At 67.9% G+C, this 13,506-nt stretch carries 16 protein-coding genes; 6 read left to right on the plus strand and 10 right to left on the minus strand.

The window, feature by feature from the left end; genetic code table 11:
* Positions 1 to 42 precede the first annotated feature (42 nt).
* On the minus strand, positions 43 to 372 hold the full coding sequence (locus AB0L97_RS23825; protein WP_356964590.1) for a hypothetical protein: 330 nt from the start codon (positions 370 to 372) through the stop codon (positions 43 to 45).
* Positions 373 to 597: 225 nt separating this feature from the next.
* Here AB0L97_RS23825 and AB0L97_RS23830 point away from each other — a divergent pair, with 225 nt between their 5' ends.
* Both AB0L97_RS23830 and AB0L97_RS23835 read left to right on the plus strand, forming a co-directional pair.
* Positions 598 to 1,956 carry an FAD-linked oxidase C-terminal domain-containing protein gene (locus AB0L97_RS23830; protein WP_355073585.1) on the plus strand — a complete coding sequence of 453 codons (1,359 nt, stop codon included), beginning with the start codon at positions 598 to 600 and terminating at the stop codon, positions 1,954 to 1,956.
* 46 nt (positions 1,957 to 2,002) lie between these two features.
* Complete coding sequence (locus AB0L97_RS23835; protein WP_356964592.1) at positions 2,003 to 2,287, plus strand: GNAT family N-acetyltransferase; 285 nt, start codon at positions 2,003 to 2,005, stop codon at positions 2,285 to 2,287.
* Positions 2,288 to 2,390: 103 nt separating this feature from the next.
* On the opposite strand, the gene AB0L97_RS23840 is transcribed toward AB0L97_RS23835, so the two are convergent.
* Together AB0L97_RS23840 and AB0L97_RS23845 are read right to left on the minus strand one after the other, a co-directional pair.
* Positions 2,391 to 2,597, minus strand: coding sequence for a DUF397 domain-containing protein (locus AB0L97_RS23840; RefSeq protein WP_364433328.1), 207 nt, complete (start codon positions 2,595 to 2,597; stop codon positions 2,391 to 2,393).
* Complete coding sequence (locus AB0L97_RS23845; protein ID WP_364433172.1) at positions 2,587 to 3,480, minus strand: helix-turn-helix transcriptional regulator; 894 nt, start codon at positions 3,478 to 3,480, stop codon at positions 2,587 to 2,589. The genes AB0L97_RS23840 and AB0L97_RS23845 overlap by 11 nt, the downstream gene beginning before the upstream one ends.
* Positions 3,481 to 3,690: 210 nt before the next feature.
* Between AB0L97_RS23845 and AB0L97_RS23850 the strand changes: the two genes are divergently transcribed.
* Positions 3,691 to 4,233: a DNA-directed RNA polymerase subunit beta gene (locus tag AB0L97_RS23850; RefSeq protein WP_364433175.1), complete on the plus strand. Its 543-nt coding sequence runs from the start codon at positions 3,691 to 3,693 to the stop codon at positions 4,231 to 4,233.
* Positions 4,226 to 4,447, plus strand: a complete 222-nt coding sequence (locus AB0L97_RS23855; protein ID WP_364433178.1) for a hypothetical protein — start codon at positions 4,226 to 4,228, stop codon at positions 4,445 to 4,447. The genes AB0L97_RS23850 and AB0L97_RS23855 overlap by 8 nt, the downstream gene beginning before the upstream one ends.
* 339 nt (positions 4,448 to 4,786) lie before the next feature.
* Here AB0L97_RS23855 and AB0L97_RS23860 read toward each other — a convergent pair whose 3' ends face one another.
* The 5 genes from AB0L97_RS23860 to AB0L97_RS23880 all read right to left on the minus strand — a co-directional run bounded on the left by AB0L97_RS23860 (position 4,787) and on the right by AB0L97_RS23880 (position 10,536).
* Positions 4,787 to 5,944 carry an acyl-CoA dehydrogenase gene (locus AB0L97_RS23860; RefSeq protein WP_355073573.1) on the minus strand — a complete coding sequence of 386 codons (1,158 nt, stop codon included), beginning with the start codon at positions 5,942 to 5,944 and terminating at the stop codon, positions 4,787 to 4,789.
* 166 nt (positions 5,945 to 6,110) lie between these two features.
* Positions 6,111 to 6,797 (minus strand): TetR family transcriptional regulator, encoded by a 687-nt coding sequence (locus AB0L97_RS23865; RefSeq protein ID WP_355073571.1) that lies wholly within the window; start codon positions 6,795 to 6,797, stop codon positions 6,111 to 6,113.
* A 316-nt stretch (positions 6,798 to 7,113) separates the two neighbouring features.
* Positions 7,114 to 8,157 (minus strand): hypothetical protein, encoded by a 1,044-nt coding sequence (locus AB0L97_RS23870; RefSeq protein ID WP_364433183.1) that lies wholly within the window; start codon positions 8,155 to 8,157, stop codon positions 7,114 to 7,116.
* A gap of 29 nt (positions 8,158 to 8,186) precedes the next feature.
* Positions 8,187 to 9,146 (minus strand): RNA polymerase sigma-70 factor, encoded by a 960-nt coding sequence (locus tag AB0L97_RS23875; protein WP_364433186.1) that lies wholly within the window; start codon positions 9,144 to 9,146, stop codon positions 8,187 to 8,189.
* Between the two features lie 190 nt (positions 9,147 to 9,336).
* On the minus strand, positions 9,337 to 10,536 hold the full coding sequence (locus AB0L97_RS23880) for an FAD-dependent oxidoreductase (RefSeq protein ID WP_364433189.1): 1,200 nt from the start codon (positions 10,534 to 10,536) through the stop codon (positions 9,337 to 9,339).
* A 222-nt stretch (positions 10,537 to 10,758) separates the two neighbouring features.
* On the opposite strand from AB0L97_RS23880, the gene AB0L97_RS23885 reads away from it, so the two are divergent.
* Together AB0L97_RS23885 and AB0L97_RS23890 are read left to right on the plus strand one after the other, a co-directional pair.
* Entirely contained in the window at positions 10,759 to 11,217 is a 459-nt protein-coding gene (locus tag AB0L97_RS23885; RefSeq protein ID WP_364433192.1) for a helix-turn-helix domain-containing protein, read from the plus strand.
* A gap of 2 nt (positions 11,218 to 11,219) precedes the next feature.
* A complete protein-coding gene (locus AB0L97_RS23890; protein WP_364433195.1) occupies positions 11,220 to 11,786 on the plus strand; it encodes a PIN domain-containing protein in 567 nt (188 codons plus the stop codon).
* An 11-nt stretch (positions 11,787 to 11,797) separates the two neighbouring features.
* Here the strand turns inward: AB0L97_RS23890 and purE are convergent, their stop codons facing one another.
* Both purE and AB0L97_RS23900 read right to left on the minus strand, forming a co-directional pair.
* The gene (purE, locus tag AB0L97_RS23895; protein WP_195045335.1) at positions 11,798 to 12,313 is read right to left on the minus strand and encodes a 5-(carboxyamino)imidazole ribonucleotide mutase; all 516 of its coding nucleotides are present in this window, start codon (positions 12,311 to 12,313) and stop codon (positions 11,798 to 11,800) included.
* Entirely contained in the window at positions 12,306 to 13,478 is a 1,173-nt protein-coding gene (locus tag AB0L97_RS23900) for a 5-(carboxyamino)imidazole ribonucleotide synthase (RefSeq protein WP_364433331.1), read from the minus strand. Before AB0L97_RS23900 ends, purE begins: the two co-directional genes overlap by 8 nt.
* Positions 13,479 to 13,506: the final 28 nt, after the last annotated feature.

The following is a 13,506-nucleotide window of genomic DNA, read 5'->3' on the forward strand; positions in this document are numbered from 1 at the left end:
GCAGATGTCCGGCAGATGAGCGGGCGGCGACCGCGGGGTGGCTCAGCCGATCTGTGCCTGGCCCGGGTCGTCCGCGGCGTGGTCCAGGCTCGCCCATGCCGCCAGGCATCGCCGTCGCGCGACATCGTCCGCGTCCGCCAGCAGCGCCTCCAGCAACTCGCGGGGCTCGCGCCGCCAGAGGTCGGCCAGCTCGGCGCGGGTCTCCTTGTCGAAGACACCGGAGCGGTCCAGCGCGGTCAGCCATTCCTCGTGCTCGCCCGCGTGCACCCGGCGCAGCACGTCGGGGTCTATACCGTCCTCGACGAACTCGCTGGAGAACATCGCGGCGACCAGTTCCCGGCGACTCGGTTGCTCGCCCTGCATCCGTTCCATCCCTCCAAGTGCTCCGCGGCGAACCGCATGGACTGCCGGCGCCACGACGTGGCGGCGCCAGGAGAACTCGATGCCCCGAGCAGTCAAGCCCCTGTCGGCATTCTGGTCTCCCGTAGGCGGTAATACCACTGTGGCGGCTGACATCACATTCCAGGCCGTCCGTTCGCCACACACGCACGGTCGACCGATCAGCAAATATCGGGCACGGGGAGCTAGCGTGAGGTGGTGGACCTGCATGACTTGATCGCCGCCCTCCCCGACGGCGCGGTGCTCACCGACGTCGACCTGCTGGCGAGCTACCGCCAGGACTGGGCGCGCGATCCCGGCGCGGGCACCGCCCTGGCCGTGGTGCGTGCCACCAGCACCGACGACGTGGCCGCGACGCTGCGGTGGGCCAGCGCGCATCGCGTCCCGGTGATTCCTCGCGGTGCCGGGTCCGGGTTGTCCGGCGGCGCGACGGCCGTCGACGGAGCGATCGTGCTGACCACCGAGCGGATGCGGGAAATCTCCGTCGACCCGGTGACCCGGACCGCCGTGGTGCAGCCCGGCCTGCTGAACGCCGAGGTCAAGCGCGCGGTCGCGGAGCACGGGCTGTGGTATCCGCCGGACCCGTCGTCGTTCGAGATCTGCTCGATCGGCGGCAACGCCGCGACCAACGCGGGCGGCCTGTGCTGTGTGAAGTACGGCGTCACCACAGACTACGTGCTCGGCATGCAGGTCGTGCTCGCCGACGGCACCGTCGTGCGGCTCGGCGGTCCGCGTTTGAAGGACTCGGCCGGGCTGTCGCTGACCAAGCTGTTCGTCGGCAGCGAGGGCACGCTGGGCGTGATCACCGAGCTGACGCTTCGGCTGCTGCCCGCCCAACCGCCGCAGAGCACGGTCGTCGCCAGTTTCGCCACGCTCACCGCCGCCACCGAGGCCATCCTGACCATCACCGGCGAACTGCGCCCGTCGATGCTCGAGTTCATGGACTCGGTGTCGATCAACGCCGTGGAGGACGAGCTGCGGATGGGGTTGGACCGGAAGGCGGCCGCGCTGCTGGTCGCGCGCTCCGACGCCCCCGGCGAATTCGCCCACCGCGAGGCCGAGATCATGGCGGCGGCCTGCGAGAAAGCAGGAGCGACAGAGGTTTTCCACACCGAGGACCCGGCCGAGGGTGAAGCGTTCACGGCCGCCCGACGTCTGGCGATCCCGGCCGTGGAGAAGCTCGGGCCGCTGCTGCTCGAGGACGTCGGCGTTCCGCTGCCCCGGCTCGGCGACTTGGTGAGCGGCGTCGCCGAAATCGCCGAGCGCAACGAGGTCACAGTGTCGGTGATCGCGCACGCGGGCGACGGCAACACCCACCCGCTGATCGTGCACGACCCCACCGACGCCGACCACACCGCGCGAGCGAACCGCGCCTTCGGCGAGATCATGGACCTCGCCATCGCCCTCGGCGGCACCATCACCGGTGAACACGGCGTCGGACGATTGAAGAAGGCATGGCTGCCCGACCAACTCGGCCCCGACGTCATGGCCCTGACCCGCCGCATCAAGGACGCCCTCGACCCCGACGGCATCCTCAACCCCGGCACGATCCTGTAACCACCGCGACGGAACATTCCCCACGCACAAGGAGTTCTACCCCGACATGACGACCAGGCTCGAACACAACGTCGCCGATACCCGTTTCGAGATCTACATCGACGACACCCTAGCCGGGTACGCCGACTACGCCGAACGCGAAAACCCCAAGGTCCGCGACTTCCACCACACCCTGACCTTCCCCGAATTCCGAGGCCGAGGCGTAGCCGCCCAAGTCGTCGAATACGCCCTCAACGACTCCCGCACAGCGGGTTTCTCGGTCATCCCCACCTGCTGGTACGTGGAGCAGTACATCACCCAACACAGCGAATACGCCGACTTGGTGAAGTAAACACACCCGAGCGCCGCGAGTGGCACACCACCGAGAGGTCTACTCGCGTTTTGCCACAGCCATGTGCCACTCGCGAAAGTGTGCCAGCGGGCTGATGGTGGGTTCAGGGTCGCTTGAAGTCTCCGGCGGTGATGCCAGTGGTGAAGGTGTTCCACTCGCCGGGCGTGAAGACCAGCGCTGGGCCGGTCGGGTTCTTCGAGTCGCGTACGCCGACCAAGCCTTCGCCGAGAAAAGCAACCTCCACGCACTCCTTACCGGCCTGGCTACGGCTGCTTTTGAACCACTCTGCCGCGGATAGGTCAACGTCCACGCTGCTCATGCTCCCTCGCTACCTGCCGCAACAGACTTCTACTCGAATTGGCGTCCAAAGCTGCTTCCCTGATGCGGTCGTACCGCTGAGTGTAGAACCGAACGTCGTCTGCATCCTCGAGATACATATCGCCTACTGCGCCTTCGAGATAGACCACAGGCGGCTCAATTCTGTCCTCAGGGGCACCACTTTCTCCGAAGGAGAGGATGACGAACGGGGGCATGGACACTCCACCAGGAAAACCTGCATGAAAAGGCAGCACGCGAATCGTGACATTGTCCTTGGTGGAGATGTCCGCCAGATAGCGGTTTTGAGCCGCCATCACCGCATGGCTGCCAGCCACCCGCCAGAGGGACGCTTCGCCGATTACCACATCGAGCGTGACCGGCTGCGTCCTACGGGTCACGATATTCTGTCGCTGGGCCTTGATCTGCCCACGTTGCTTCCACTGCCCCGGCGTTTCCTCCGGCCACGCGAGCCCGATGAGCGCCTGGTCGTAGTCAGCAGTTTGGAGCAGACCCGGTACCAAATCTGGTTGGTATGACACCAACTTCACCGCTGCGGCTTCGAGTCCGACATACACGTCGAAGGTCTTGGGAATGAGGTCGCCGTACTGATGCCACCAACTCTTGACATTGGCCTGCTTGGCTAGGCCGACGAGCGCGACCGCCAGTTCCTTCGGAATGCCGTACAGATCGCAAGCTGCTTGGATATCGCGAGACCTGATCCGCGAGTTCTGCCCCTTCTCCAGCCGTTGCAGGCTGCTCGCTCCGATCTCCAGCAGGTTCGCGGCCTTCGCCTGGGTCATGCCTGCACGCGTGCGCCACTCGGTCAGGTACCTCCCGAGCTGACGACGCGGCAGCGTCGAGCCGTTTTCTGACAAGTCGACCTCCCCCTCACCCCGTCACGGGCACATCGGGTTACCCGTCTCGCATACATCCTCACACCGTTTGCGGTGCGCGTGCTGGGCTTTCGAAGAACTTCTTTCGGTGTACCCGATTCGGAGTGCCCGCGTCCCTCGGTCGGCGTCTGATCACGATGCGCCCGGCTGGGATTGCAAGGCTCGCAGTGCAATCCCCTTCCACCTACAGCGATGGCGGACCGGACGCACCTTTTACCCGTCGATGTGACCCGAGGTCTTCTGATGGATGAACCCATAGCGTTCGGAGACACCCCGCTGTCTCGATGCCATTACTACCGCCGAGTGTGCGGCCTCCCCGCGGTCGTGGACCCTCCCCAGATCGGGCGGATCATCGTCCGCACCGGAATGGTCTGGGGCATAACCATGCCCGCTGTACTGGGACATCACGTGAAGGTGTGGATGCAGGACCAGGGCCACGAGCTGGGGCCGATCCTGTCGCATCCACGCTCGAAGCGGTGGACGTTCATCATCCGCCCTGACCTACCGGACGACGTGCCGCTGTTCGCCGAGATGTTCCGCTTGAACGTGTCGATCATCCGCTACGGCGGCATGATCGCGCTGCCGAGCCCTGCCGACCGAGGGACCAAGTTCCGCGCGTGGATACTACGCCCGGACACGGCATTTCGCCCTTCCGGCTGCGTGGTCGTCGCGGCGATCCGCCATTGCGTGGCCGCGAAGCTCGCGCGCGGTCGACGGGTGATCGCATATGCCTGACCGCGCAGTCTCCCCGATCCCGTCGGAGCCGGATGTGCACCTGTCGGTGTTCTGGCACGGAGCACGCCTCGACTTCGTCGCCTGCGTAACGGCCGCATGCCTTTTCGTCCAGGAATGGCGCGCCCGGCACTGGCACGACGCAGTGGAAGTATCCACAGACACCACCGACGACTACCCCAGACTCCCGTGCGAACGCCTCTACCTGGAGCCCTGACAGCGCCTTACCGACGTCGCCCCGGCAAAGTCCGCGACATGCGTCCACGAGTGGCACACCAGCGAGAAGGTCACTCGCGTTTTGCCGCAACCATGTGCCACTCGTGGCTGCATCGCTTCGAGAGAGGGGGCGCCTGGGATGGGGCCGACTCTGGGTCCTGGCGAAGCGCAGGCATCAGGACGTCCCGGTGATCCGGGTTTCAGGTTGCGCACCTATTCGGTGCCGTCGAGCCGACAGCGGGCGCGCGGTGCGATCGACAGGATGTTCGGGCGGCTTATGCCTCGACGTCTCGAGAGACGGTTTCAGGCGCGCCCGAACATCCGGCGATCTACGACAACCTCACTTGAGCAGCGCGCGGCTCATCACCAGGCGCTGGATCTGGTTGGTGCCCTCGTAGATCTGGGTGATCTTGGCGTCGCGCATCATCCGCTCCACCGGGAAGTCGGTGGTGTAGCCGGCGCCGCCGAACAGCTGGACGGCGTTGGTGGTGACTTCCATGGCGACGTCGGAGGCGAAGCACTTGGCGGCGGCGGAGATGAAGCCGAGGTTCTTCTCGCCGCGTTCGGCGCGGGCGGCCGAGGTGTACACCATGAGGCGGGCGGCCTCGATCTTCATCGCCATGTCGGCGAGCATGAACTGGGTGTTCTGGAAGTCGGCGATCGACTTGCCGAACTGCTTACGGTCCTTGGTGTAGGCGATGGCCGCGTCCAGCGCGCCCTGGGCCAGGCCGACGGCCTGCGCGCCGATGGTGGGGCGAGTGTGGTCGAGGGTCTGCAGCGCGGTCTTGAAGCCGGTGCCCGGCTCGCCGACGATGCGGTCACCCGGCACCCGGCAGTTCTCGAAGTACAGCTCGGCGGTGGGCGAGCCCTTGATGCCGAGCTTGTGCTCCAGCGGGCCGACCACGAAGCCCTCGTCGTCCTTGTGCACCAGGAAGGCCGAGATGCCGTTGGCGCCCTTGTCCGCGTCGGTGACCGCCATCACGGTGTACCAGGAGGACTTGCCGCCGTTGGTGATCCAGCACTTGGAGCCGTTGATGATCCAGTCGTCACCCTCCTGCTTGGCCCGGGTGCGCATGCCTGCCGCGTCGGAGCCCGCCTCGCGCTCGGACAGCGCGTAGGAGGCCATCTCGCCGTTGACGATGTCCGGCAGCACCTTCTGCTTCAGCTCCTCGGAGCCGTTCAGGATCAGGCCCATGGTGCCGAGCTTGTTGACGGCGGGGATCAGCGAGGACGAACCGCAGACGCGCGCGACCTCCTCGATCACGATGCAGGTGGCCACCGAGTCGGCGCCCTGGCCGCCGTAGGCCTCTGGCACGTGCACGGCGTTGAAGCCGGAGGCGTTGAGCGCGGTCAGCGCCTCCTCCGGGAAGCGGGAGTTGCCGTCGACGTCCTTCGCGTGCGGGGCGATCTCCTTCTCCGCGAGGGCGCGGATCGCCTCGCGTAGTTCGTCGTGGAAGTCCTCGAGCTTGAACAGGTCGAAATCGGGGTTTCCCGCCATGGGGCCTTCACTCCTGATCGTCGGTGGTCGGCGCCGCTTTCCGTCCAACAAAGCAGCATCTCGGCACTCAGTGCCATCTATGAGTCGAGTATACCCATACTGATGCGGCTTACGTGGGGAGATGACGTGGCACTCAGTGTCAGGTAGGTCGCACTTCGATCCGGGTTCACAGGTTGCCGAGCTTGCGGACCAGCAGGTCCGCGATCTGCTTCGGCGCGACGTCACGGGGAAACACCGCCACGACCAGCTCGTCCGCGCTCGCGGTACGCCCGGCGCCGCGCGGGATGGCGGCCAGTTCCATCCGCAGGTCCGCGGCGCCCGCGTCCGACTCGCCGCGCACCATGCGGCGCAGCAGGTAGTTGTGCGTCGCCGTCACCGCGGCGGTGAACTGCACCCGGGCCAGATCGGGGACGTCGGGCAGCCGCTCACGCAGGTAGTCGGTGAACAACCGTTCATAGCGGAACACCGTGACGATCTCGCGCTCCCGCAGCGCGGGCACCCGCCGGACCACCTGGTAACGCCGGGCCGCGATCTCCCGCCACTGCGTGAACCGCTCGAACACCTGCACCACCGCCGAGCACACCGCCTCCCACGGATCCTCTCGCGACGCGGCCAGAAACTCCTCCGCTTGCGCCAGCTGGGACTCGTGGTCGGCGAAGATCACGTCCTCTTTCGACCGGAACTGCCGGAAGAACGTGCGCCGGGAGATGCCCGCCGCCTCCGCGATCTCGTCGACGGTCGTCGCCTCATACCCCTTCTCGGCGAACAACCGCAGCGCCTGATCCACCACCGTGAGCCGAAAATGCGCGGTGTCGTCGCCTCCCCGCGTTCGAGCGATATCCCCTGTAGTCACGACCTCACACCGTAGTCAGCGGCCGAGAGCGCGAGTCCCCGACACCGGAAGCTTTCGCGGTCCGCCGCCGTATCACCAGGTCGACGGGGCTCGACCGCAGTTGCCGCGGCTCGGCGAGACCGACCGTGCTCCCAACCGGCGTTGCCGCGATCGTCGCGGTGACCAGGGCGTGCGACGCGCGTTGCCGCAACGCTGCCGTGCTGGATTCCCGGCCGATCGCGCCGCCGGGCTGCCCCTGCTGGGTGCGCTGGGTGCGAACACCCTGTTCGTCCGCGCACAGCCCGATCAGCGTGCGGAAGCATGCCCCTTCGTCCGGTCAGCTGCCGAGGGTCGCCGACATGTCGGCCGGTGTTGCGGTACCCCGAAGTCCCGCCGCGCCGGTGGCGGCACGGCGTGCGCGCAGCCCGCTGACCAGGCACAGCGTGACGCCGAGCGCGAGCCAGGCCAGCAGGACGAGGACGGCGTGGGTGGCCCCTCGACCGTCGAAGAAGGCAGTGGATCGCAGCAACCGGCCACCGGCACCGGGCGGCAGCAGCTGGCCGAGCGCGCCGGACCAGCCGGGCAGCATTTCGGGTGCGGTCGCGGTACCCGAGAGCGGGTTACCGATGAGCATCATGAGCACGGCGCCGATTCCGATCCCGGCGTATCCGAGCAGCGCCTCCAGCCCGAGGACGGCCGCAGCGGTGGCCGCGATGGACAAAGCGACGGCGCCGGAGTTGGCGAGGTAGGAGCCGCTGAGCGAGCCGAGCCAGAACTGCAGGATCGCGGCGACGGCCAGGCCGCCGGTGACCGCGAAGGCGAGCGCTCCGGTGAGCCGACGGGCGGTGCCGCGCACGAGCCGGGTCAGCAGGACCGCGGCCAGCAGACCGCCCATGACCAGGGGCAGGGCGCCTGCCGACAAGCCAGCGCCGCGCGGGTCGTCGGCGGGCAGGGCGGCGAGGTCGCGGGCCGCCGTGCCGGGCTTGCCCTCCTGCGCGAGGCCGCTCGCGATGCCCTGCAAGGTCTGGGCGACCGCGGTGCTCGCGGCGGAGGCGACGATGACCTCGGGAGCACCGGAGCCGACGGCGATCGCCCCGTACACCCGCCGGTCGCGAATCAGCGTTTCCGCGGCCGCGGTGTCGGGGACCTCGGTGATCTCGAAGCCGCCCGGCAGCCGTTGCTCGAGTGCCGTGCGGACCTGAGCGACCGCGGTGGCCGGACCGGCGACGGCGATCGGCACATCGTGTACCGACGACCGCGCCGACGGCCAGGCGAAGGCGACGAGCAGCACGCTGACGATCGCCGTGAGCAGGGCAACCGCTCCGGCCACCGTCGGCCATCGCGACGGGAAAGTGTCGGCAAGCGGTGCCAGCGTGGTCATGTCTACTCCTCGAACGGTGGGGTCGGTGTTCATCGCAGGGTGAGCGGGGTCTGCGAATCGACGTGGGTCAGTTTCTGCGGGTTGCGCACGTAGTAGAGGCCGGTGATACGGGTGTCCTCGACGCGCATCGCGAGGACGCCGTCCAGTTCGCCGTCCATGCGCAGAGCCAGTGCGGGGCTGCCGTTGACCGTGGTCGATTCGACGGTGAGCGCGACATCGTGCTTGGTGAGGCCGCCGACGATGAAGCGCGCCACCTTTTCGGCACCGAAGACCGGCCGTGGCGTGGCCTGTTTGATACCTCCGCCGTCGCTGATGGCGACGACGTCGGGGGCGAGCACGGCGAGCAGTCCTTGCACGTCGCGAGTCTCGAGCGCGCGCCGGAACGCCTCGGCAGCCGCCTCGGCCTGGCGCGCCGTGACCGAGCGGCGTGGACGGCGAGCTTCCACGTGGCGACGGGCGCGGTGGGCGATCTGGTGGACGGCGGCGGGCGTCTTGTCGACCGCGGCCGCGATCTCGTCGTAGCCGAACCCGAAAGCTTCGCGCAGCACGAACACCGCCCGTTCGATCGGGGTCAATGTCTCGAGCACGAGCATCAGCGCCATCGACACGCTTTCGGCGAGCTCGACGTCTGCGGCCACATCCGGTGTGGTGAGCAGCGGCTCCGGCAGCCAGGAGCCCACGTATGCCTCCCTGCGGCGCTTCACCGAGCGCAGCCGGTTGAGCGCTTGCCGGGTGGTGATCCGGACCAGGTAGGCGCGCGGCTCGGTGACGTGCGCCGCGTCGACGCCGACCCAGCGCAACCAGGTCTCCTGCAAGACGTCGTCGGCGTCGGCCACCGATCCCAGCATTTCGTAGGCGACGGTGAACAGCAGGTTGCGGTGGGCGAGGAACGTCTCGGTCGCCGCCGCGGCGGTGTGGTCGCCGCCGTCCCGGCCTTCTGCCTTCTGGTCGGTCCACCGTTTCTCATCGGCTCCACTGGCTGCTTCCATGAGGTCCTCTTCTGTTGCTCAGACATTCGATCCGACTCGCTGGATCGTCGATGCCCAGTCCGGCGCACACCGGACGATGCGCTCGCATCCGGCGATGCGCCGACGGCCGGGCGGGTGCGGCGGCGACGGCAAGAACAGCGCTGCCACACCCCGTGCGGGCGAAGTAGTCGACCGGAGACCACCGGCGCTGCTACACAGCCGGTTCGGCGGCGACCGGCGCGCCGCCGCGCTGCTCCCGCAGCAGCTGGGGCCGGTGCTTGCCGTCCTTGGGCCAGTGATGCGAGCCGGGCTTGCGCGCTTCGTTCACCAGGTGCTCGACACTGGCGGCGCAGGAGAACTCCTTCAACTTCTTGCCCGCGAGTCCACTGAAGTAGAGCGGCATCGCGGTGTCGTCCTTGTGGCCGAGCTGGAAGATTCCCGCGCCCCGGCCGAAACTGATGCACATCGCGGGGAAAGACAGGTCGATCGGCGCAGGCCTCTCACCCGCGATCCGGTTCAGCACCGTGTCGGCGGCATGGGCGCCAAGGCACCCCGCGGCATAGGCGCTCATCCGGAACGGCAGATCGGACGGCGCCGCCGAATCCCCGGCCGCGACGATGCGCTCGTCGTCGACGCTGGTCAACGTCTCGTCGGTGCGCAGCCGTCCCGTAGCGTCGGTGCTCAGTCCGCTGGTGACGGCCAGATCCGGCACACCGAACCCGGTGGCCCAGATGGTCACCCGACTCGCCAATGTGCGGCCGTCACCGAGTTCCACGGCCTCCCGCGTCACCGCCGTGACCGCCGCATCAGGGCCTTCGAGCACGGTGATCCCCAACTTGGCGAGGTACTTGCGGGCAGTCCGCCGGGCCCTCGGGTGCAGGTACGGGCCGACCACGCCGCCGCACACCAACGTGACCGCGCGACCCTGCTCCGCCAGCTCCGCAGCGGTCTCGATGCCCGTCGGACCACCCCCGACGACCGTCACCGCCGCCGTCGTCGGCGTGTCGTAAAGCACCGACCGCAACCGCTGCGCCGCCTCCAAAGTGGCAATCGGATAAGCGAACTCGTCCACGCCCGGCACCCGCGAGCCCGCGCTGCCGCTACCCACCGCGTAGACCAGGTAGTCATAGCCGACCGTGCCCCCCTCGGCCAACGTCACGCTGCGCCCGGCCGCGTCGATCCGTGTCACGCTGTCGACCACCAGCCGGACCCCCTCGGCCAGCACTTCGGTGTAGTCGACGACCGCATCGTGCGTCCCGCCCACCAGCTGATGCAGACGCAGCCGGGGAACGAACGCCGAGCGCGGATTGATCACGGTCACCGCGACGTCATCGCGCTGCGTCAGCCGGTTCGCCGCCATCACACCGGCATACCCGCCACCGATCACGACCACGTCGATCTTCTTGCTCATGGTGTCTCCTTCGCTCCGAGAGGCTCGAAAACAAGACACCGCAGCCCCGAACATCCTGACACTAGGTGACGTAGATCACTATTCAAGCGCCGCGGGGTGCGCACCGGCATCGCGGGGGCTGGCCGCGGATCCGCGGCACCGGCCAGCGACTCGGTTGCGATGCCGGGGGAACGTTTCGAATATTTTGATTATTTCGTATACTGCGATTAGGAGGTGATCAGCGTGGCGAACATCCGAGACGCAATGCGCGCCGAGCCAGGAGCGATCGATGCCGATGTCGCAGCTCGGGCCATGCGCCGGATCAAGGACTATCTGATGCGGCACCCCGGCGAGCAAACCATCCAGGTGGCCCCTGAGCATCCGGGCGATGACGCCTTGGTACTGCCCCGCCAGGCCGTGAGCATGTTGGCATTCATCCTGGCGCAGGCGGCCGAGGGACGTGGTGTCACCGTCGTGCCCTCGCATGCCGAACTCACTACGCAGCAGGCGGCGGACATGCTGAACGTGTCGCGCCCCTACGTCGTGACGCTGTTGGAAGCAGGCGAGATTCCCTTTCGCCTGGTCGGGCGGCACCGTCGGATCCGATACGACGACTTGAAGCAGTACCAGCGGCGAGCCGAGGCCAAGAGCAGAGCCGCGATGGATGAATTGGCGGAACTCGGCCGAGATCTCGGCATCTGACCATGGCTTTCGTTGTCGTCTACGACGCCAATGTGCTGTATGGCAACACACTGCGGGATCTACTCATCCGCCTTGCGCGATCGGGTGCCGTGCAGGCGAAGTGGACTGATCGCATCCTGGACGAGGCGCTGAACAACCTAGCCGCGAAACGGCCGGACATTCCGACGGACCGGCTGACCCGACTGCGCGCATTGATAAACGATGCCGTGCCGGATTGCCGCATCTACGGATACGAACCACTGATCGACGCGGTGAAGCTCCCCGACCCAGATGATCGGCATGTCCTCGCAGCCGCCATCGCTGCTCGGGCACAAGTCATCGTGACTTCCAACCTGGCGGACTTTCCGGATGACGCGCTGGAACCCTGGCACATCGAGGCGAAAAGTCCCGATGATTTCGTGCTCGACCAGATCGATCTGGACGACCGTGTGGTCTGGGCGTGCATCCAGCAGATCGCCGATTCACGCACCAACCCACCGGAGACCACTGAAGACGTGCTGGACGCCTTGGAGAACGCCGGATTGGTGGAAGCGGTCGCAAGTTTGCGTGCAGGCAGGCGCGACCGCTGACCGTGCGTCGCTCAGCCCAGAAGTTTGGTGCGCAGCGCGTCGTCCTTTTCCAGCACCATCTGCTCGAGCCCGGCCTGGAACTGTTCCATGCGGGTGCGCAGGGACGGGTCGTGGGCGGCGAGGATGCGGGCGGCGAGCAGGCCCGCGTTGCGGGCGCCGCCGATGGAGACGGTGGCGACCGGCACGCCGGCGGGCATCTGGACGATGGACAGCAGCGAGTCCATGCCGTCGAGGTATTTGAGCGGCACCGGCACGCCGATCACCGGCAGCGGAGTGGCCGAGGCGACCATGCCGGGCAGGTGGGCAGCGCCGCCCGCGCCGGCGATGATGACCTTCAACCCGCGCCCCGCCGCGGAACGCGCGTAGTCGAGCATGCGCTGCGGCGTGCGGTGCGCCGAGACGACGCCCACCTCGAAACGGATCCCGAATTCGGCCAGCGCCTCCGCGGCGGCCTCCATCGTCGGCCAGTCCGAGTCGCTGCCCATGATCAGGCCGACCGCGGGGGCGATGGCCAGTTCCTCACTCATGCGGATCCCATCCGTCGGTCCAGATCGCGTGCGACATCCAGTGCGCCGCCCGCTCGGCCTTCTCCCTGACCTCGGCCACGTCGTCGCCGAGGATGTTGACGTGCCCGATCTTGCGGTCGGGACGCTCGCCCTTGCCGTACAGGTGCACCTTCGCCTCAGGGATCCTGGCGAACAGGTGGTGCAGCCGCTCGTCCATCGACATCGCCGGGGCCTGCGGCGCGCCGAGAATGTTCGCCATCACGGTCACCGGAGCCAGCGGCGCGGTGTCGCCGAGCGGGTAGTCGAGCACGGCGCGCAAATGCTGCTCGAACTGCCCGGTGCGGGCGCCGTCCATGCCCCAGTGCCCGGAGTTGTGCGGGCGCATGGCCAGCTCGTTCACCAGCAGCTCGCCGTCGGTGGTCTCGAACAGCTCCACCGCCATGACGCCGACGACGCCGAGTTCCTTGGCGAGATTCAGCGCCATCGTCTCCGCCGCGGCCGCCGTGTCCTCCGGCAGCTCGGGCGCAGGCGCGATGACGACCGCGCACTGCCCTTTGCGCTGCACGGTCTCCACCACCGGCCAGGTCGCCGCCTGCCCGAACGGCGAACGGGCCACCATCGCCGACAGCTCCCGTTTCAGGTCGATCTTCGCCTCCGCCAGCAGCTGGACGCCGCCGGCGAGCTGGTCGGCGACGATCGCCGCGGCCGCGTCGGCGGACTCCGGCATCCAGACGCCGCGCCCGTCGTAGCCGCCGCGTACCGCTTTCAGCACGATCCGCCAGCCGTGCTCGTCGCCGAAGCGCACCGCGTCCTCGACCGAGGTCACCGGCGTGAACGCGGGCACGGGCAGCCCCAGCGCGCTCAGCTTGGTGCGCATCGCCAACTTGTCCTGCGCGTAGACCAGCGCCCGCGGCGGCGGCTGCACGTTGACGCCCTCGGCGACCAGCGCCTCCAGGTGCTCGGTCGGCACGTGCTCGTGGTCGAAGGTCAGCGCGTGCGAGCCGACCGCCGCTTTGCGCAGTGCGGTCAGGTCGGTATGGCTGCCGAGCACCACCTCGGGGCTGACCTGGGCGGCCGGGTCCTCGGGGTTCTCGGCGAGCACGCGCAGCCGCTGGCCCAGCGCGATCGCCGCCTGGTGGGTCATGCGCGCCAACTGGCCGCCGCCGATCATGGTGACGGTGGGCATGGCCGAAGGATCGAAGGAACGTGCGCTC

This window comes from Nocardia sp. NPDC051911, from assembly GCF_040681035.1.
GTDB classification, from domain to species: domain Bacteria; phylum Actinomycetota; class Actinomycetes; order Mycobacteriales; family Mycobacteriaceae; genus Nocardia; species Nocardia sichangensis.

Bases quoted from the DNA above. Each gene is read 5' to 3' on its own strand.
- AB0L97_RS23825 (WP_356964590.1), bottom strand. From the start codon at position 372: ATGGAACGGATGCAGGGCGAGCAACCGAGTCGCCGGGAACTGGTCGCC.
- AB0L97_RS23835 (WP_356964592.1), top strand. From the start codon at position 2,003: ATGACGACCAGGCTCGAACACAACGTCGCCGATACCCGTTTCGAGATC.
- AB0L97_RS23850 (WP_364433175.1), top strand. From the start codon at position 3,691: ATGGCGGACCGGACGCACCTTTTACCCGTCGATGTGACCCGAGGTCTT.
- AB0L97_RS23855 (WP_364433178.1), top strand. From the start codon at position 4,226: ATGCCTGACCGCGCAGTCTCCCCGATCCCGTCGGAGCCGGATGTGCAC.
- AB0L97_RS23860 (WP_355073573.1), bottom strand. From the start codon at position 5,944: ATGGCGGGAAACCCCGATTTCGACCTGTTCAAGCTCGAGGACTTCCAC.
- AB0L97_RS23870 (WP_364433183.1), bottom strand. From the start codon at position 8,157: ATGACCACGCTGGCACCGCTTGCCGACACTTTCCCGTCGCGATGGCCG.
- AB0L97_RS23875 (WP_364433186.1), bottom strand. From the start codon at position 9,146: ATGGAAGCAGCCAGTGGAGCCGATGAGAAACGGTGGACCGACCAGAAG.
- AB0L97_RS23880 (WP_364433189.1), bottom strand. From the start codon at position 10,536: ATGAGCAAGAAGATCGACGTGGTCGTGATCGGTGGCGGGTATGCCGGT.
- AB0L97_RS23890 (WP_364433195.1), top strand. From the start codon at position 11,220: ATGGCTTTCGTTGTCGTCTACGACGCCAATGTGCTGTATGGCAACACA.
- purE (WP_195045335.1), bottom strand. From the start codon at position 12,313: ATGAGTGAGGAACTGGCCATCGCCCCCGCGGTCGGCCTGATCATGGGC.
- AB0L97_RS23900 (WP_364433331.1), bottom strand. From the start codon at position 13,478: ATGCCCACCGTCACCATGATCGGCGGCGGCCAGTTGGCGCGCATGACC.